General features: G+C 68.6%; 7 protein-coding genes. 2 read left to right on the top strand and 5 right to left on the bottom strand.

The window, feature by feature from the left end:
- Positions 1-37: 37 nt before the first annotated feature.
- A complete protein-coding gene (locus ACFYWY_RS35050) occupies positions 38-547 on the bottom strand; it encodes an ATP-binding protein (RefSeq protein WP_389194530.1) in 510 nt (169 codons plus the stop codon).
- A gap of 145 nt (positions 548-692) precedes the next feature.
- Here ACFYWY_RS35050 and ACFYWY_RS35045 point away from each other — a divergent pair, with 145 nt between their 5' ends.
- Together ACFYWY_RS35045 and ACFYWY_RS35040 are read left to right on the top strand one after the other, a co-directional pair.
- Positions 693-1610: a helix-turn-helix domain-containing protein gene (locus tag ACFYWY_RS35045; RefSeq protein WP_389194527.1), complete on the top strand. Its 918-nt coding sequence runs from the start codon at positions 693-695 to the stop codon at positions 1608-1610.
- The gene (locus ACFYWY_RS35040; RefSeq protein ID WP_389194524.1) at positions 1607-1822 is read left to right on the top strand and encodes a DUF397 domain-containing protein; all 216 of its coding nucleotides are present in this window, start codon (positions 1607-1609) and stop codon (positions 1820-1822) included. Before ACFYWY_RS35045 ends, ACFYWY_RS35040 begins: the two co-directional genes overlap by 4 nt.
- A gap of 65 nt (positions 1823-1887) precedes the next feature.
- On the opposite strand, the gene ACFYWY_RS35035 is transcribed toward ACFYWY_RS35040, so the two are convergent.
- Genes ACFYWY_RS35035 through ACFYWY_RS35020 form a run of 4 tightly spaced genes read right to left on the bottom strand, consistent with a single transcriptional unit; the run spans position 1888 to position 19965 of the window.
- The gene (locus tag ACFYWY_RS35035) at positions 1888-4227 is read right to left on the bottom strand and encodes a UvrD-helicase domain-containing protein (protein WP_389194521.1); all 2340 of its coding nucleotides are present in this window, start codon (positions 4225-4227) and stop codon (positions 1888-1890) included.
- Positions 4224-11078: a DEAD/DEAH box helicase gene (locus tag ACFYWY_RS35030; RefSeq protein ID WP_389194518.1), complete on the bottom strand. Its 6855-nt coding sequence runs from the start codon at positions 11076-11078 to the stop codon at positions 4224-4226. The genes ACFYWY_RS35035 and ACFYWY_RS35030 overlap by 4 nt, the downstream gene beginning before the upstream one ends.
- Positions 11075-16720 (bottom strand): hypothetical protein, encoded by a 5646-nt coding sequence (locus ACFYWY_RS35025; protein WP_389194516.1) that lies wholly within the window; start codon positions 16718-16720, stop codon positions 11075-11077. The genes ACFYWY_RS35030 and ACFYWY_RS35025 overlap by 4 nt, the downstream gene beginning before the upstream one ends.
- Positions 16720-19965, bottom strand: coding sequence for an SNF2-related protein (locus tag ACFYWY_RS35020; RefSeq protein WP_389194513.1), 3246 nt, complete (start codon positions 19963-19965; stop codon positions 16720-16722). Before ACFYWY_RS35020 ends, ACFYWY_RS35025 begins: the two co-directional genes overlap by 1 nt.
- Positions 19966-19985 lie beyond the last annotated feature (20 nt).

The following is a 19985-nucleotide window of genomic DNA, read 5'->3' as shown; positions in this document are numbered from 1 at the left end:
TGGGCAACGGCGGCCGTTCAGCACCGTCGCCCCAAGATCACGTGGGAAGCGTGAGCGCGCACTCGGCCCACACCGTCTTGCCCGGGCCGTCGGGCCGGAGGTGCCAGTCCCAGCGGGCGGCGAGCCCGGCGACGAGAAGGAGTCCCCGGCCACCGGAGTCGTCGACGTCCGGGAGGCGGAGGGCGTCCGGGCGGGGCGGCACCCGTTCGGCGCGGGTGTCGGTGACCTCGACGAGAGCGGTCCCCGACTCCGCGGTCACCCTCAGTCGCAGGTGGAAGTCCCGGCCGGGGACATGACCGTGCCGTACGGCGTTCACAGTCAGCTCGGCGACGATCAGCACGATCACGTCGTGCGCATAGGTGTTGTACGGAATCCCCCACGCGTCGAGCCGGTGCGCGGCGAGTCTCCGGGCAAGGCGGGCGCCTCGGGGTGTGGAGGTGAAGCGCATCTCGAAGGTGTGGTCGAGCAGGAAGTGAGGGGTGATCAAGTAGCCGCTGGGGCGGGCGGGTTGGGTGGTGCGGCAGGGGCTGCCGGGCTTGTTCATCATGCCGACCACGGTCCCGTTGGTGGCGTAGCGTGACCAGTGGTGACGCACCGACGCAGGCCGGTTGTACGCGCGGTGTCGGTACGAGTACGAGACGCGCGGCGTGACGACGCTCCGGGGTGGGCGTTGGGCCAAGGAGGCGGTGCTGGTGAACGAGCGTACGGGCGCGGACGCGGAGGCTGCTGTGACGGTCGACGGGGCGTCGGTGAGTTTCGGGGATTGTGGGGAGAACGACGACGACGGCGCTGGGCAGCGACCTGAGGGCGAGTCCGGGCAGGGCGTGGTCACGGCGTTCGGGCAGAGCATGAAGACGCTGCGGGTGCGGGCGGGCCTGGAGCGTGAGGAGTTCGGGAGGCGGCTGGGGTATTCGGCCTCCAGCATCGCGTCGTTCGAGCAGGGGCGGAGGATTCCGTCCCCGAGGACCATCGAGCAGGCGGATGAGGTGCTGGGGGCGGGCGGGCTGCTGACGCTGTGGAAGGAGCAGGTGGAACGGGCTCAGTATCCGGTGTTCTTCCAGGGGATGGCCGCCTTGGAGAAGAAGGCCATCGAGCTGCTCTCGTACGACACCTTAGTGGTCAAGGGGCTGCTCCAGACCGAGGAGTACATGAGGGCGCTGCTCGCCATGCGGCGTCCTCCTCTGGCACAGGAGACGATCGAGCAGCGCGTGGCCGCACGGCTGACTCGGCAGGACATCTTCGACCGGTTGCCAGCGCCGCTGCTGAGTTTCGTGATGGACGAATCGGTGTTGCGGCGTCGGTACGGCGGAAAGGACGTCTTGCGAGGGCAGTTGGAGCAGCTGCTCCTGATCGGCCAGAAGCGGAACGTCGAGCTTCAGGTCATGCCGCTCGACTACGAGGAAAGCGCGGGCGTGGACGGACCGTTCACGGTCATCACGCGCGACGACGGGAAGAAGTTCGTGTACACCGAGGCGCAGGGAACGAGCGCCCTGCAGACCGACCCGCAACAGGCAGCTCTCGCCGCCGCCCGCTATGGGATCATCCGATCACAGGCTCTCACTCCGCGAGAGTCCCTGGAGTTCATCGAGAGGTTGCTGGGAGAGCTATGAACAACGCTGAGTCCACGGCCGTCACGTCCGACCTCGCCTGGTTCAAGAGCAGCTACAGCGGAGCCGAGGGCGGCGACTGCGTGGAGATCGCGGCCGGTACGGGAGTTGTGCACGTCCGGGACTCCAAGGCCGTGTCCGGGCCGGTCGTCCGTGTGTCGCGTGAGGCATGGGCGGGGTTCGTCGGGTCGGCCTCGTCGGAGCGGAACGCCTGACGGTCGTACGTACACGAGAGCCCTGCCGGTCCTTTTCGGGCGGCAGGGCTCTCGTGCTGCCACTGCTACCTCGGCAGATACGGGCTCCGCTTACCGTGCCAGCTGATGCGCAGGGTGTCGCGGGCACGAGTGGCCGCGACGAAGAGGAGGGACCGGGCCTTGAGTTCCTCGCGGGCGAGGCGCTGGGCGTCGGTGTCGCGGTAGCGCTGGATGAGGGAGGCTCGGGGGATGACGCCGTCGCGGGCACCGACAATGGCGAGCTTCTGGTATTCGAGACCCTTGAAGCGATGCATGGTGCCGACGTGGATGTCGCCGTCGCCCTTGGCGCCGTCCTTGGTGAGCTCAGCGACGGTGAGGCCCGCCTCGGTCGCCAAGTAGTACATGACCTGATTGACGGCCTCGCGGTCGGCGACGCAGACGGCAATGTTGCCGCGGGGGTCGCGGGGTTTGCCGTCGGCCCCGCCGGTGGCGAGTTCTTCGCGCCAGCTCTGGAGTGAGGTGGCGAGCTGGGCGAGTTCGTCGTCCCAAGAGTCGCAGGGGACGAGTTCGGGGGCCGGGCCGCGGAGGACCGAGCGGTAGCCGTCGAGGTTGTCGGTGCCGTCGTCGAGGTCGTCGAAGGTGATCTGGACGCTCTTGGGGTTCACCACTTCCATGGCCCGGTTCAGAATCTCGCGGGTGGTGCGGTAGCTGAGGGTGAGGCGGGCTGCGCGGCCGCGGATGTGGACACCGACGGTGCCCAGGGTGACCTGCTGGTCGTAGATGCGCTGGTGGGTGTCGCCGGCTATGAACATGTCGTCGTCGCCGGGGGCGACCATGGCGCGGAGCATCTTCCAGTGGGCGGGGCGGAGATCCTGTGCCTCGTCGACAACGACATGCTGGTAGCGGTGGCCCAGGTAGTACATGCCAGAGCTGTCGTCGCGGTGGATGAGGTCCTTGCCGCCGATGTCGTCCTTGTACTCCTGGCGCTCCTTGATCTTGGAAGCGCGCTGCATCTCGAAGCGGGCGGCGCGTTCGGCGGCCTGGCCCCAGGTCTCGCGGTTGTCCTTGTCGAGGCGGGTGGTGAACTGCTCCAGGATCTTCCAGATCTGGGCACGGTCGGGGCGGCTGACGGAGCGGCCGCGTCCTGCTCGGCGGGCGTCGAAGTACGCCTTGCGGGTACCGAGGGACTGGCCGAGGATCACCTGCTCCCATTCCTCGTACAGGAATTCGGCGTCCCAGCGCTTCTCGTCGAGTTCGAGGAGGATCTGGCGAAGGGTGTTCAGGGCGACGCTGTCGTAGATTCGCTGCTTTCCGGCGCCGGAGAGGGTGTTCTCGTTGAGGACGCGGGCGGCGAGCTGGTCGATGTGCGTGATGTCGACGCGGGCGAGTTGCGCGGGCTCAAGGAGGGATGCCAGGCGGGCGCGCAGGTCGGTGGTGAGGTTCTTGGTGAAAGTGGTGAGCAGGATCGGCTTGCTGTGACCGGGGGGCAGCTGCTCGGCTAGGTGCTTGACGCGGTGCAGGGCGACGATGGTCTTACCGGTGCCGGGGCCCCCGGAGACACGGAACGGACCGCGGTAGCGGCGGTCGACGAGCTTGGCCTGGGCGGGGTGGAGGAAGACCTTCCAGGCGCGGAAGTCGCCCTCTTCGAGGATGTCCTTGAGAGCGTCGTCAATCGTGGTGACGGTGGTACGGGAGAGCGCCGCGTCCAAGTCATGCCGCTGGGATTCATCGAGCTCGATGTCGACGGGAGCGGTGATCTCCTTGCGGACTTCCTTGATGGACAGACCGGCAGCGAGACCGTACAGGATGTCCTTGGTGAGGAGGGGGGCGCCGGAGACGAGGGCGTCGAGTTCACCGCTCTCGGTGACCGCGAGGGCAAGGTCGATGAGCTGTTCGGCGACGCCGAGCCCGCGAAGGTCGCCCGCGTCGAGACCGGCCAGGAGCGGTTCGGCTTCCGGGACCGCAGGCGTGGTCGTCGCCGGTTCAGCTGTGTCCGGTACAGGGGCCGGAGTCTCCGGTTCGTCTCCGACTTCGGGTCGCTCGGCCGGGGTGAGCGTCATTCCGGCCCGCTGGAGAACGCTCTGACCGACCACGGAGAGGTCGACGAACTCGATCTCTCCGGTGATGCGGTTGATCGCGACGGAGAGTTCTTCGTAGACGTGCTTGCGGTGTCGTACGGCGACGACCAGCCACTTCTCATGGCCGGCACCGTCGATGCCGATCTTGGCGAGGAGCGCCCGGTAGGACTGGTCGATCTTGGCGCGGTAGACGCGGCCGTCGCCCTTGAGCGGCTTGAGGTCGAGACCCGGGTGGTCGGGGTTCTGCCGGAAGCGGTGGCAGAAGTCGTAGAACCTGCCCTTGACCGAGCGGTCGAGCTTGTACAGCTCCTGTTCGGCCTTCTCGTACAGGCTGAGCCGTGCGGTCATCGGTGGGTCGGGCCTTCCGTGTCTGGGAGCAGGGTGAGCAGGGTGTCGAGGTGGTCGAGCCAGTCTGCAGCCGTACGTACGGTCCAGCCGTCACCGGCGTACGCGGCGTCCCGCTTACGCCGTTCCTCGCTGTCGTGACCGTCGGAATCCACGAACACCGCCACTTTGATGCCGGAGCCGGGCCAGGCGAAGTCGGCTTGCCAGCCACGGTCGCCCAGTTCGTAGCCGAAGAGCGGGGCCTCCTTTCCCCGCGCGGCCAGCTTCTTGGCAAGCCGGGTCAGATCGGAGTCGGGCTCGTCCTCTTCGAGGAGTTCGAGGATGTCCTCGTCCCAGGCCGTGTCCCGGAGCAGGTCTTCGAGCGCCTGCTCGGCGGCGGAGGAAGCCGAGAGCGAGGCGGTCGAAGGCCGGTCGGGCGCTGCCGTCTGCCCCGTGACCTCCGCCGGAGCCGTTGTGCCGTCCTCCGCCGTGTCCGTCGCAGCCGTCTCGGGGTGCAGGCGGGCGATGAGCGTCTCCAGTTCGCCGGCCCCGCCTCCAACCCGGAGCATGTCCACAGCGAAGTCGGCGGCCAGGCTGCTGGCGAGTTGCACGCCGTCGCCGCCGGTGAAGGCGAGGAACTGGAGGAGGTTGGACCAGTAGAGCCAGGACCGCCAGCGGAGTTTGTGCGCGGCGGTGCCGAGCTGGTCGCTGTCGTGGTCGTCCAGTACGGCGACGGCACCCCAGCCGACCCCGGCGGTGCCGTCCGCTCCGCCGGTGGGGTCGACGGTGTAGAGCAGCGGCAGGTCGTGCTCGTCGGTGGCGAATAGGACCAGGATCTCCGCGTTCCCGGCGACAGGTTCGACGTCGGCCACCGGGCTCTCGCCCTTCGCGAGGGAACGGAGGGCGCCTCGCAGCGTTTCACGGGCCTGCGCGCGATCGACGTTCTGCGCCAGTGGTTCGGGCGCACTGAGGAGTCCGCCGACCAGGGCCTCGGCCCGCCGTCCCCACCGGGTGCGGGAGGGGTCGCGGAGGTAACCGAGGAGGGTGTCGATGGGATTGGCGAAGACGGCGTCGGCTAGGTCGGCGCGATCGCCGCCCAGCTCCTCGTACCAGTCCTTGGCGGCGTCCTGTCCGGTGCGCCGGTAGGGCGGCCACACCGGATGGACCTTGGCGCGTTCGCCCTTCTCGAAGAGTTCGAGGTCGTCCCAGGTGATTTGGAAGACGAGGGCTCCGCCGGCCCTCAGCTCGTCCCGCTTCCTGCAGTCGGCGGCGATGCGATTGTGCCCGCGGCTGGCGTGGTAGCGGTGGCCGTCAAGGAAGACGTGTGCCTTCTGGGGTGTTCCGTCGGTCCTCTCGAAGGTGAAGTCGGTACGGGTGAACTCCTCGTCGCGTTGGGCGGTCAGTCGCCATGCCGCGGCCCCGGCGAAGCGCAGGTTGCCACTGTGCGCACCGCTCTCCTCCAGGGAGGCGTCGTCCTGGCCGGTGCTCCAGGTACGGAGAGCGGCGAGGAAGCGGGCCTCCAGGTCGGACTCGACCTGCCTGTCCAGGCCGATCGCTGCGGTCGTGGGGATTTCCTCGACCTGCCAGTGATCGACGGCGTTGCCCTCGTCGTCGGTCAGCGGACGGCCGTTCTCGTCGACGGGGCCGAGGAGGCTGTTGATGATCTCCAGGGCCTCGTGGCGCGAGACCTCGTCCTGGTGCCGCTCCTCGGCGTAGCGGTGGAGGCAGCGGTGGCAGGCGCGGCGACCCTCCTCCTTGCAGGGGCAGGACATCAGCACGTCGCGCGCGTCGGCGAGGGTGTCGCGGAAGGCGGTGGGCCGGGTGAGCCGGTCGAGGTAGCCGGTGCCGCCGGGGAGGCGGTCGTACAGGACGAGGAAGTGCCGTTTCTCGCCGGTGGCCTTGTCGGGCATCTTGGCGAGGGTGGTGTCCAGGTGGGCGGGATCCCCGCCGAAGTGCCGGTCGACGCCTAGACGCAGCGCGGCCCGGAAGGAGTGGATCTTCTCGTCGACGAGCACGGTCGCGGCCGGAAGCAGGATGCGCAGGGCCTCAGTGGTGAGCTGGTGGGCGAGGAGCACCGGTTCCTGTTTCGGCGCGTTCGGCCCCTTCTTGCCCCGGCGCAGCGGACACCAGGGCTGGTGGTGCTTGACGGCCGGGTTGCGTACGGCGGAGGCGTCGAGGGCATCGGTGTCGTGGTCGAAGACGGGTTTGCCGTCGGCGGTTGCCGCTCCGCAGGCGGTACACACGTGGAAGGGCGCCATCCGGACGTCATGTCCGGCCAACTCGTCCTCGGCGCGTGCGTCGAACCGGAGCGGGCCGACGTTGATCTTCCGGATGACGGCCTTGCGGGAGTAGTCGACACCGAAGGTCTCGCGGGTGTGCCGCCAGGACGCCCCGGCCTCGATGTGCTCCACCGGGATGTCGACCGCGTCGACGACGGTGTAGAAGCGCTGCTCGCGGTCGTCCTTGTCGTCGCCGATACGGGCGTCGTCGCGCTTGTCGCGTGAGGTGACGACGGTGGGTTCGATCACGTGGTGGAGGCAGGACCCGTCGTCGGCGATGCTCGTGCTGTGGCAGCGCGGGCACGCGGTGCGGTCCTCGGCGGCGTTCTCGGTGCGGACGTAGCCGCACTCCCGGCAGAAGCGCCAGGGTGTCCAGTCGGGCCGGGTGGAGCTGCCGATCTCGATACCGGTGATCTGGTGCTTGTAGCCGTTGACGTAGAACGTGTTGCCGGGCGCGAGTTCGGACAGCGCGTAGCGGCGGGGCCGGTCGTAGGGGCGCATCTTGGAGTCGAAGCGTTCGCGGCCGGTCTTCGGGTCGGTGCCGTCGGGCCAGTACAGGGTGGCGCTGAGCGTGGTGACGGCGTCGATGAGGGCGTAGTTCGGCAACAGGCCGAGGTCGCAGAGGGCCTGCTGGGCGGTGGTGAGACCACGTTTCATCAGGCGTTTGCCGACGGCTCGGTGTTCCGCTTCGAGTTCGGCCTTCCGGATGCGCTGTTCGTCCTCGTCCTCCTGGAGTTCGCGGACGGCCTCGTCGATGAACTTCAGCCTGCGCCGCAGTTCTTCCTCGCCGCGCTTCCACTGCCGTCCGGCTTCCTCTACGGCACCGCGCAGCCCGCGCCCGGCGTAGGCGCGCAGGTCGTCGGCGGCCTTGGGGCTGACGCCGGTGGGGAAGAGGCCGAGGAATGCCTCTACGAGTTCGGCGGCGCCGCTGAGGGCGGCCTCCACGAGGTCTTCGAGGTAACCGGAGGGGCCGAACAGGGCGGGCGCGTCGTGCGGGATCGCGGCGAGCGGCCGCCCGTCGGCGCGCTTCAGACGTCCTTGCGCGGCGAGGTCGAGGAGATGGGCGAGGTACTGGCGGCGCAGGATCTCGATGGCCGACAGGTGGCTGCCCGGCGGCACGATCTGCCCGGCGATCATCTCGCGGGGCTGGTCGAGGTAGTACAGGTCGCGGCGGCTGCGGTCGGGGATGGTGAGGAGGAAGGCGTTACCGGTACGCCTCCCGGCGCGGCCGACCTGCTGGGTGTAGTTCGCGGCGCGGCGGGGCAGGGCGGCGAGCACGACGGCCGAGAGGTCGCCGATGTCGATGCCCATCTCCAGCGTGGGGGTGCAGGAGAGCACGTTGGGGTCCTTGAACCCGCTGCCGTCCCGGAACGCCGCTTCCACCCGCTCGCGTTCCGGCCGGGTGAGCATGCCGGTGTGCTCGGCGGTGATCACCTGGTACGTGCCGGCCTTGCGGTAGAGCCTGCGGTAGTAGTCCTCGCGGTAGTCGCGGTCGCGCTGGTGCCGACCGAGTCCTTCCGGCCGGTCCCCGGCGACGAGACGGCCGGTGCGGCAGCGGTACGCGGGGCACTTCTGGTCGTCCCACTGGCCGAGCAGGGCGGGGTGGACGGTCTGTTCCCAGAAACACGAGGGGCAGCGGACGAACGCCTCGTTGACCTCGCTGTCCTTCAGGAGCTGTACGTCGACGGCGCCCGGCTTGAGTCCGTAGATCCGCAGACTGCTGTCCTCCGGAGTGCGTACGGCGAGCAGTCCCGCGGTGACGAGTTCGGGCAGCAGCCGGGACCAGAACTCGGCGGCCTGCTCGCGCGGCAGCCCGAGACTGCGCTGAGCCCACCTCTCGTACCAGGAGAGCCGTCCGGTGGCGAAGTCGAACTCACTTCTCGTCTTCGGCGCACTCAGCAGGAACACCGGAGCGGCTATGCCCTTGGGGAAAGCCTTCATACCGACAGGCCGCTTGCCCCAGATGAAGTAGCGGCTGGTACCGGCCTCCTTCAGGTAGCCCTCCAGCCAGCGGTGGCCGATGGCGCCCCGGGTCCGCAGCCGTTCCAGGAAGATCCGCAGGAAGCCGAGGTACCGCTCCTCGTCCAGCGCGTCGGGGACGGGCAGTTGGCCGCCCTTCCCGTAGGGGGTGGTGTGCGCGATCCGGACAAGCTCGACGGCGGCCGCCGGGTCGGCGATGCGCACCTGGGCGGCGGCGGTCCGGGTGAGTTCCAGAGTACGGCCGTTGCGGGACCGGAACCCGAACTCCATCAGCGCCTCGAACGCGAACCGCTCCCCGATCAGTGACCAGGTCTTGTGGTCCCCGCCGCGGCCCTGGCCGGACAGCAGCCGCTTCACGCCCTTGATGTCGTGCAGGTCGGTGGGGACGACGGCGGCGAGGGTCGTACGGTCGGTGGTCGCGGCGACCACGTCGGCGATCAGGTCGTTCAGCGCGGTCGGAGCGTCCTCCGACAGGTGGCTCTTGAACAGGGCGCGCAGCGAGAAGGTGTACGAGCGGCTCGCCACGAATCCGGCCCGGTGCGCGGCGTCCTGCACCGAGTCGTTGAACATCAGGGTCTTCGTCTCGCCCTGCTCCTCGTCGAGCTCCCCACCGGTGAACAACTGGGTGACGGAGGCAGCGGCGAGCGCCGCGGCGCCGGTGCCGAGGAAGCGGATCGTGTTGCGCGAGCCGCAGGCAGGGCACCAGTCGTCCTCGGCGGCGGTGGTCGCGGTCTCCCCCAGGTACACGAGGACGAACGCGGAGTCGGAGCCGGCCAGCCGGGGGCTGCCGGTCTCCGGGTCGTAGTCGGCCACCGGGTCGGGCAGCCGCAACCTGCGCTTCGGGCCGTCCAAGACGCGGAGCTGGCCGGCTCCGGCCACGCTGAGCGCGTTCGCGTCGGCCCGTCCGGCGGCGCGGCCCGCGCCTTCCATGGGCGCGGTTCCGGAACCCTCCTTCGCCTCACCCTCGGTGGCGGCGATCAGGTTGCGCACCCGCATCTTGTCCTGGCTGACCGAGGCCCGCCGGATCTTGTGCGTGTCGACCTCGACGTCCAGATCATCGGACTCCGGGGTGAAGACCGCCCAGCCCGAGCGGCCACAATCTCGGCAGTACACCGCGGGCAGGAACAGATTCGCCGCTTGCCCGGCGGTGGCCGTGGTCACCGGCGCTGTGCGCGCCGTCCCGCCTTCGGAAGTCTCCGGGGTACCTGCCGCGTCCCACTGGAACTCGGCCTTCGGCCATGGCAGGACGCCGCGCACGAGACGGGACACCGACCGGGCCCACTGGTGGACTTCGACCTGGACGAAGGGGCGCGGCTGCTCGGGAGTGGACGCCGGGTCGCGGGCCACCGAGAGCAACGCGACAAAGCGGGCCAGGGCCTTCGCCGCCACCTCGGGCCGCAGCGTGATGGTGCGTCCCCAGGACTGTGCGCCGCTGCGCCACATCAGGTCGAGGACCTCGGGCACGGAACGCACCTGCCCGTCCAGGGCGTGCAGCACGGCGGAGGTCAGCGGATGCCGCTTCAGAATCCGGCCGAGTGCGTGCGGATCGGTGTCCCGACTGCCGGTGACGGCCTCCGCGAGCTCGGCGAACTCCTCCTCGCCGAGCGTCGGGTCGGGCAGCGCCGCCAGCTCGTCCGGGGTCGGCCCAGGCACCAGTGCGTCGAAGCCGTCTCGCGGCACGAACTCGTCGACGGTCAGCCGCTGTTCACCAACGATAGCGTCGGGGTGGAACTCGGTGCCGAACACCTGGGTCGCCACGTCGAGCAGCTGCCGTATCCCGTCCGCGTCGGTCCCGGAGGCAAGGGTCGCCGAGGTGGCGACAGGGCAGATACGACCGAGTGGGCGCCCCTTCTCCGAGGCTCCGACCGCGGAGGCGAGCCGGCGCAGCAGCATCGCGACGTCCGTGCCCTGCGCTCCGTCGTACGTGTGGAACTCGTCGACCACCACAAAGCGGATGTCGGCGTCCGCCCACATCGGGGCATCGGCGGCCCGCTGGAGCAGCAGGTCCAGCATCTTGTAGTTGGTGATCAGGATGTCCGGCGGCGTGACCTGCATGTCGGACCGGTCGGTGAAGACCCGCCCGTACCTGGTGGCCGCACGTTCACCGATGTACAGACCCGCCCGTACCTTGCTGAGTTCGGGGTAGTCGGTGAGCAGCCCGTTGATGCGCTGCGCCTGGTCGGTGGCGAGCGCGTTCATCGGGTACAGGAACACGGCCTTCACCCCGCCGCGACCCGCCGCCCGCTCTCGCGCGCAGTGGTCCAGGACCGGGTACAGGAACGACTCCGTCTTGCCTGAGCCGGTACCGGTGGTGACGAGCGTCGGCCGGGGCGTCCGCCCGCCCGCCGACGACAGCCGCTCGAATGCGACGGCCTGGTGCGCGTACGGCGTCCAGCCGTCCGTACGCCGCCAGTCCAAGTACCTCTCCCACGACGGGTCTGCCGGCACGAACGGCGTGCGCAGCCGGAGAAACGGTCCCCGGAACATGCCGGAGTTGTCGTCCCCCAGGAACCGGTGCAGCGCCTTCCGCGCACCTTCGTCGGTCAGCGCATACGTGGTGGACAGGTACTGAAGCAGGCTCTCCTTCAGCCCCTCCGCCTCGAGCGTCGGCCTCACGACTTCGGCACCTCCTGCTTGACCGGGTCCCACTGCCCCGCGGCCACGGCGGCGTCGAGACGCTTCTGGAAATAGGCGTGCGCTTCCCGCATCTCGGTCTCACGGTCGGCTTTGTAGAAGGGGGCGGTGTAGCCGTCGGGGGCGGGGGTTTGGGGGGCGGGGTTGGTGGTGGGGTCTTCCTGGTGGGGCTTGAAGGCGGGGTCGGCCATGTACGCCTCGAATTGCTTCCAGGTGTCCTTTGTCTGCCGCTGGCCGATCGTGCGGGCATAGCTCGCTAGTTTCCAGCCCTCGGCGTCGAACCAGCTCGCCGCCTCGTACTTCTGGAGTACAGGGAAACGGCCTCGGTACGCCGCGATCAGTGCGTCGGCATCCATACCCAGCCAGACGGCCACCAGGGCGTCGATCTCAACGAGGGCAGAGCGACGTGCTCGCTCGGAACGGAGGGGAGTCGACCGTTCCCAGATCGGGGCGACGGACTCCAGAGGTTCAAGCCCCGGCCACTGCACCGCCCAGGGTTCGTATGCGAGCCAGGTCGGGTCGTACAGCTCTTCCCAGAGAGGGGCGTAGGCATGTGTGAGGCAGTTGAGACGCAGAGTGCGGAGCAGCAAAGGAGATGCCAGTGGGTGCTCCTGATCGGGGGCCGGCATGGATTTCGCCCCAGCAACCTGTAGGTCGTCTCGGCCAGTGGCGCGCACAAAGTAATCCAACGGCAGTGAAGTCCAGAAACCGGCCACCAAAGCTGTATGGCGGGTCTCTGGCATTGCAAGACTATGTACTGCATGGATGTGCGCTACGCCTGGCGGAACAAGAGCCGGGTAAAGCGCTCTTTCGCTATTTGCGGAGATCCTTCGCCGCCACGCCAGCCGGGGAAAAACGGTGGCGCGCCGTCGCGCACGTCTGACCAACACCGCGTCAACTTTCGCAGGATCAGCCTTGTCCAGCGCCACCAAATCCGCCTGCGCCACCAATTCCTTGGCCCGCGTGACCGCTCGCTCGTCTGCTCGAAGCCGCGCAAGAGCCCGGTGATCGATCCAGCGGTCCTGAGCCGTGAGGTACTCCGTTGTCCGTCCCTCAGCCCGTAGATATGCGGTATCAGGGACGAAGTCGTCGGGGAGCTCCATCAAGTCCGCGCCGTACGCGTCGTTGCTGTTGGCATCGTGCCGTTTGAAGATCGGCGTTGCCACGCTCAGCTGGGGGCCCTTGAGAATGACGTGCCGCCACTGCTCAGGCTGGTACGCCTTTCCAGTCTCCGGATCGACGCGGTTGTAATCGATGAGGTTGTCCTTCTTCGCGCCGCTCTCATGGTAGCCAGGCGAGATCTGCGGACCGAAGGACCCCAGCCGCACTGGGTAGTCGGCCAGCGCGACGATCGCCGACGCCTCCCCCGTGCTGACGGGGAACAGCAGACGAGCCTGCTCGATCGGCTGCTTACCTTCATCATCGAGTAGGCGCTGCCACACCTTGAGCCGCTCCGGGTTCACCCGGACGACACGCGCTCGGTGCGGACGTTCATCGAAGTCCGCGTTGCGGTAGCGCACGCCGGGAACGTCCCCTGTCCCGTCGTGATCAGCAGAGAAGCGCAAGGCGTCGGCCGAAACCAGCCAGGAGAGGTGGTCGAATCCGATCTCCTTGGGGCTGCCATAGATGTGGACGCCGAAGTGGGTAGCGTGCCCAACTGGCTCCGGGAAGAAACGCTGCCCGGAATTCACAAAATCGCCATGGATCCGCAGCCTCCGATATGCCGCTTCCCGGAGTTTCCCTTCCTTCTCTCCAGTGAAGTGCGTGTACGAGTGGAGGAACCCTGTCGTTCCCACAGTCGAAGCGTGGCCCCACACCTGGCACATGAAGGCGCGGTACAGATCCGGCTGGCTGCCCGAGATCAGCGGATACACCTGCGGCGCTGCCAGGTAGTCGGCCAGCGTGACCGTGGCCGTCACCTCCCGCAGCGCGTACGTTTCCACCTCCGGCCTCGCCAGCTCGGCCGTTCGCCGCCGGTGCTTTTTAGCCGCCTCGGGCTTCTCCGTCAGCATGAACCACGGATCGAACTCGGCGAGGACCGGGTTCTCCTTCCACTCCGGCCGCACCCACGGCGGATTCCCCACCTGCAGGTCGAACCCCCCACCCTCCGCGAAGGCGAGAGCGAAGTCCAACTCCCAGTGCAGAAAGCCCTGTTCTTCCGCGATGTCAGTGACAACGCGCATCCAAGGAAACCGCTCCTCCGGGTGCTTGAGGTCCATGCCCAGCACGTACGGGAGCGCCAGCTCGAAGTCCTTGAGCACTCCGAGGTTGGCGAACTCGGTAAGCAGGTCGTCAGGGTCGATGTCCACGGTGCCGAGCATGGCTTCCAGGAAGTCGATCCAGTCGTCGAGGTCCACCAGAGGGATGGCGTCACGCCAGACACGCGGAGCAGGCTTCGCCGCCGCCTTCCTCGGCTTCGCCGGAGCGGTTTTCCCGATCTCCTTACGTTCGATGAGCGGTTCGCCGTCAACGCCGGGGTCCGCGAAGAGCAGGGACTCCTGGACGGGGCCGGTCGCGAACAGTGCAGTCTGCTCGGTGAAGCGAGCCTCCGGCACGGCGTCCACGGTCGCAGGCTCGTCCACCGGATCGGCCTCAGGCTGCTCGTCGCCGACCGCCGTCCCGGCCCCGAACATCTCTCCGAGGACCTCGACAGCGTTCACCGCCTCCTCCGGGTCGTACTCCGCCGCACTGCCATCAAGCAGCGCCGCCTCACCCGTCGGCCAGAACCACAGCGCGCACCAGGCGTCCATGACCTGCTTCAGCCGCCAGTACGGCGACCCGACGGCATCGAAGAGTTCGGCGTAGACCTTCTCCTTCGACAGTCGGGCGGCACTGCCCTCCCCCACGCGGCCCGCAGCCCGCCGAAGGAACTTGAACTCCTCGTCCTTTGCCGGGTCCGCTCCCCACACGTCGACGGTCCGGGAGATCTCTTGCTCCGACAGCTCCATACGCCTAACGACGAGCGACCACAGGAACTCCGCGCGCCGCGCCGCCTCCCGCAGCCTGGTGTACTGGGAGGCGGCCTCACGTCCCGTCTTCCCGACGAGGATCGGTTCGCCCGTCTTGGCGTTCAACCGCCGCTTCGGCTTCTGAAGGATGCCCTTCTTCCACGCCTTCAGCTGGTCGACGCCATCTCCGGCCAACTGCCCAAGCAGCTTCTTCGCGTCGCCGCTCGCCCCCGTGACCGCCGCCCAACCCGGCGTCGGCAACAGGAACTGGTGCACCGCCCCGTCCGGCAGCGACTGCTTGTGCCCACCCGCCTCGTTGTTTCGGAACGGCAGGGGGGTCGGTGCCTGGGTGCCCGTCGCGTTCAGCCACAGCGCCTTGCCCTTCCACGGCGCAACATCGCCCGCCGCATACACCGCCCGCCGCCCGCCGATCAGCGAGTTGCCCCGTCGCAGGTGGAGCCCGAACCACGGCGCCCGCATGCCCGGATGCATCGTGTTGAGCCACAGCGAGACCTCGGCGAGCTCGACGCCCGTCGAGTTGAGGTCCACGCCGTACGCGTTGTGCAGGGCGATGTACGCCTTGACCTTCTGCTTCTCTATCAGGGCCTGCGCGGTCGGGATGGAATGCCCGAGCTCGTCCTGCCGCCGCCGCAGGTACTCCTCGGCGACCTGGTTGATCGCCTCGTTGAGGAACGCTCCGGAACCGAGCGCCGGCTCGCAGATGCGGTACTTCAGCAGCTCCGAGGCGCGGGTCTTGACTACGTTCCCCTCGGGGTCCTTCTCCTGGTCGAGACGGTGCTTCAGGGCCAGTTCAACGGTGACCTGGGTCAGCGACTCGGGGGTGTAGTACGAGGCGGAGGTCTCCCGGTCGCGGCCGGCGAGGCGGTAGACGAACGTCCCCGCCGGGTACTTCTTGGGCCCGCGCAGGCCCTTCTCCTCGCGGTCCCGCTCGTCGTACTCGACCCAGGTGTTCTCCGGGTACTCCTTGAGCCGGGGCGAGGGGACCAGCCAGGAGCCCTTCTCGGGGTCACCGCCCTTGGCAACCTCGCACAGCTCCTCCTCGGCGATGATGCCGGTGTACGACATCAGGCCCTCGTAGACCGCACCTAGCTGGTTGATGCCGAGGTTGCGGTACGAGATGAAGCCGCCGCGCTCGCCCTTGCGCTTGGCCTTCTTCATGGTCAACAGGCGCAGCACTTCGTGCAAGGCGCTGTTGCGCAGCCGCAGGTCGAGCCAGGCGGGGCCGTCGGGGCTGTCCTCGTCGCGGCGCGGGTCGCGCATACCGAGGCCGATGAGCTTCACCGACGCCGGCTCGAAGAGTTCGCTGCGCAGGGGTTCGAAGCGCAGGCCGCGCCCCTCGCTGCGCTGCTTGGCCTTCTTCTTGCGGGTCTCCGCGTCATCGCCGGGACGCTCGTCCCACGGTTCGGTGCCGTACTCCCGGTGGCCATAGTTGACCTTGTTGAAAAGGACGTCGAGGGAAGCGTGCAGGTGGAAGCCGTTGCGGGCGGTCTCGTCCGTCAACTGGGCATCCAGCTCGACGAGTTCACGGAGGCGGGCCACCGAGTAGCCGGCCTCGTAAGTGCCGTCGTCGGCCGGGAGGATGCCCAGTTCGGGGCGAGCCTCGGCGTACAGGAGGAACAGGACGCGATAGAGGTAGCGCAACGCCTCGCGGGTGAGCTGTCGGGCGAAGGGATCCCCGGGCTGTTCGAGGTCGCGCGGTTCGAGGCCGGTCTTCTCCAGGCGGGCCAGGACCTCGTTGGCGATGATCTCGACGGACTTCTGGAGGCCCTGGCGCAGCTCGCCGGAGACACCGACCGCGTTGTCACGGGACGCTTTGACCAGGGCGTCGATGGCGGGGCCCTTGCCATCCTCGGCCGGGGCGAGCGCGTCGTGGCTGAACAGACCGGCGATCGTGGCGAGTTCGCCGTACTGCTTGCGGTCGTAGCGCTCCAGGGCGGCGTCGAGGTTGGCGGCAAGGTAGCGGCCCTCGCCCCAGGCATGCCGGTCGGCGAGGACGATCACGCCGCCGCAGAGCAGCAGGATGAAGCGTGGTGCGCTGCCGCCCTCTCCTCCCAACTCGCTCTGGAACAGCCAGGTGGCGAGCGCGTGGCCCGACTCGTAGGTCTCGCCGCTGCCGACCGTCCGCAGCGGGTGAAGCAGGCGGCCGTAGGCGCCGGCGTCGAGGGCGGTGTCGTTGCTCGCGGACCAACCGCAGTCGACGGCGACGATGCCGTCGCCGTGCCAGGCGACCTGGACGGTGTGGTCGCGTCCGGCACGGTGGACGGTCAGCTCGCGCGGACCGGACTCGGCGTCGGCGTCGGCGTAGCCGAGGGCTGCCAGCACCTTGCGGTGCCAATCGGCGACGCGTTCGCACCACTCCTCGTCCTGGTAGGTGTTGAGGCGCTCCTCGAAGCCCTCCTTGTCGGGGTACTCGTCGTCCTCCGCGTCCGCCTTGGCCTGCTCGGCGAAGAACCCGCGGTACTTCTCGTCGAGGTAGACGGACCGCAGGCCGCGCAGGGCGACGCGCGGCGTGAGGCGCTGATCATTCTCGTCGGACTCGCGGTCCGCCCAGGCCGCGAAGACGCCCTTCTTCAGGCCGTCGGCGAGCTGCTCGGCGAAGTAGTGCGCGGACAGGTACTCGCCGCGGTTGGAGAAGGAGTCGAAGTCGGTGCTCATCAGGCGGTCGTCTCTCCGGCGTCGGGCAGGGCGGTCGCGGCAGGTACGGCGGTGGACGGTGCGGGGGTGGCGGTAAGCGGTTCGAGGACGGCGAGGAGCCGCAGCAGCGGGGCGCCGGAGGTCCGCAGAGAGCGGATCAGCGTCCGGCGCCGGTCGGCCGTGAGGCTCACGTCGTTCTTCGCCTTCTGCGAGCGACGAGCCGCCGGGGTGAACAGAGCGGCCTGCTTCCACTCCGTGACACGCTTCTCGTACGGCGCGAGGACGGTGTCGATCTGCCGCGCGTACTCGGCCTCGCGGCCCTCCAGAAACCTGCGCGCCTCGGCGACCGCGGCCGGGACCCAGGACTGGAGGAGTTCACGGTTCACCGCGACGGCACGGCCGGGCATGGCGGGGCCGACCCGGCAGGCGCCCAGGAAGGCGTCGTCCATCCGGTGGACGCGAGGAGCGTCGGGCAGTCCGGTGACGGCCATCCACTCGACGACGGTGGGACGTCCGGCTTTGTTCGAGTAGATGCCCTGGAGGAGGTAAACCGGGCCGTCGAGCGCGGCGGGCAGCTCCGGATCGATGTCGGCCGCCTTGTCGGCGTCCGGGTCGAAGGCGAGCACGAACGCCTCGTCGTGGCGGAGCGCGGCGAGCGCCTTGTCGGTGACCCAGTCCAGGACGGGGTGCACGTCGGAGACGTAACTGACGTTGGGCCACTGGCTGTCGGAGTCCTCGCGGGCCACTTCGAGACGCTTGGCGGCGAGGCCCTTGTCGAAGGAGAGACGGAAGCGCCCCTCCCGCTGCGACGTGGGCAGGATCTCCTGCTCGATCAGATAGGACTTGGGCAACGCCTTCAGCCGGTAGAGGAGATCCGACGGCGGCCGGAAGGCGATGGTGCCATCCTTCTCACGCCGCAACTTGAGGGCGATGTCGGGGCTGATGGGGTGGCAGACCTGGCGGAGCGCCTCGTCGAAGTAGTCGGAGGTCGCGGCCGCACCGCCGACCGTGCCGAACAGGCTGGGCACGGTGGCACGTGGCACGTCGTCCGTCGGCTTCTTCGCCCCGACATTGCCCATCGCCCGAGCGAGCATCGCTTTCACACCGCCGCCCGCCGCCGAGGACTGCTTGATCGACTCCTCGACGGTATGGCCGGCAATGAGGTCCCGGGTGAGCCGGTCCTCCTCCTCCTTCGCCCGGTAGATGCCGGTGACCGCCTCCGCGGTGCCCTCGATACGGTGAGCCTCCTCCTCACGGGCGAGGAGCTTGGCGCCGACCAGGCGGTCGTCCAGCGGCAGGGGTGCGCCGGTCGTGTCGTCGGTGCGCCACTCCACATCGCTGGTGAGCACCAGGGCCCGGAACTGAGGCCTCTCCTTCTGCCCGTAGCGGTCGATGCGGCCGTTGCGCTGCTCGATGCGGATCAGCGACCAGGGAAGGTCGTAGTGGATCAACTGGTGGCACTGCTGGTGCAGGTTGACGCCTTCGGAGGCGACATCACCGGTGAACAGGAGCCGGACGGGTGCGGTGCGCAGGCCGAAGCCCTCGACGATGCGCTGCTGCTCGTCCTCGCCGGTGGCGTCACCGTGCATGACCTCGACGACACCGCCGTACGCCTTCCACGGTTTGGACTTCCTCTCGCCCGGCTCCAGTGGTGTCGCCGCGCGGAAGCCCAGCCGGGCCGGAACGGTCTCGGCCAGCCACTTCAGGGTGGGGATGCGCTCGGAGAAGACCACGACACGGGTGTCCGAGCCGGGGCCGACACCGATCTCCTTCAGCTGCTGGACCAGGGCATCGAGCTTGGACGAGTCGTCGTCGCCGAGATCGTCCGCGAGGCGCGCCAGGTCGACGATCGCCTTCTGCTCGATCCGGCGCGCGGCCTCCAGCTTCGCCGGGTCCTGGCCCTTGCGGCCCTTCAGGGGCTTGTCGAGGGTCTTGGTCCGGGCGGTGATCGAGACCTGGAGCGCGCGGTGGGAGGAGAGGAACGCCTTCAGCAGGTTGTAGGCGACCATCGAGTCCACACACACGGAGGAGGCGGCCGGGTCGCGCGGAATCCAGCGCGCGGCAAGCTCCTCCAGGACCGCCTGCTCCTTCGCGGTCACCTTGGCGATCACCGGCCGGGACGGACCGCGGTCCGCCCAGGAACCCTTGAGGGAGTCGCGTACCTCGGGGTCGGTCTTGGTGCGTCGGATGTAGAGGTGCCCCAGGTCCTTCACGTCGTACGAGGAGGGATCGGCGATCGCCGCCTCGTCGAGCATGCCGATCAGCTCGGCGAAGGACTCGCCGTCGCCATTGTGCGGGGTGGCGGAAGCCAGGATGAAGGCGTCGCTGCGGCGGGCGAGGAGGCGGGCCAGGGAGTTGTTCTTCGTGTTCCGGTTGACCAGGTTGTGGGACTCGTCGATGACGACGGCGTCCCATTCGGTGTTCTCGAGGTGATGTGCGTAGACGTCGCTCTTGAGGGTGTCCACGGAGATGATCGCCCGCTTGAAGTAGGCGAACGGGTTCCGGCCGGCCGGGATGTCCTGCTGGATGCGCTGGATGCCGGTGGAGTCGAGGCGGACGAGCGGAATGGAGAAGCGGGTCCACAGCTCACGCTGGAACTGCTCCAGGACGTGCGCCGGGGTCACCACGAGGATGCGCTCGCCGCGGCCCCGGCGGATCAGCTCGGCAAGGAGGACGCCGATCTCCAGGGTCTTGCCGAGACCCACTACGTCGGCGACGAGAACGCGCGGCTGGGGGTTCTCCATCGATAGGGCCAGCTGGGCGGGGCGGAGCTGGTGCGTCTGCTGGTCCATGAGGAAGTTACCTACGAGTGCGAGCCCGTGCTCGGTCTGCGGCAGCGCTGTCTTGCGGATGACGGCCTCCAGGTAGAGGCGTGCCTTCCGGTGGTTCGGGGAGGAGTCGGGAACTAGTCGCGTCCTGTTGGGGTCGAGCGGCTCGATCTGGTCAAGCTTCTCGTAGAAGACGGCGTCCATGCCGCGGACCAGGGAGGAGACGCCGGTGACCTCGACCATCCAGCCGTCGTACGTCGTGTCGGCGACCTTCTTCACCAACCACTGCTCGTCACGCACCAGAACCTGAGAGCCAGCGGCGAACCTGGGGCGGTGCGAACGCGACACAGCACCGGCCGGAGCATCGGCGGAGGCGTCCGGTGCGATCTGCTCACGGTCCACCGAGTCGAAGGTTCCCTGCCCCGTGGCCACGCCACCGACCACCTCCGCACCGCTCACGAACCGCTCCGTTCCTTCGTCGTCCCTGATGTCCCGCATACCGGTCCCACCCCTGCTGC

This window comes from Streptomyces sp. NPDC002870 (assembly GCF_042888505.1).
GTDB lineage: Bacteria > Actinomycetota > Actinomycetes > Streptomycetales > Streptomycetaceae > Streptomyces.
The sequence above is the reverse complement of the archived record's forward strand: the minus strand, read 5'-3'. Positions and strand labels throughout refer to the sequence as shown.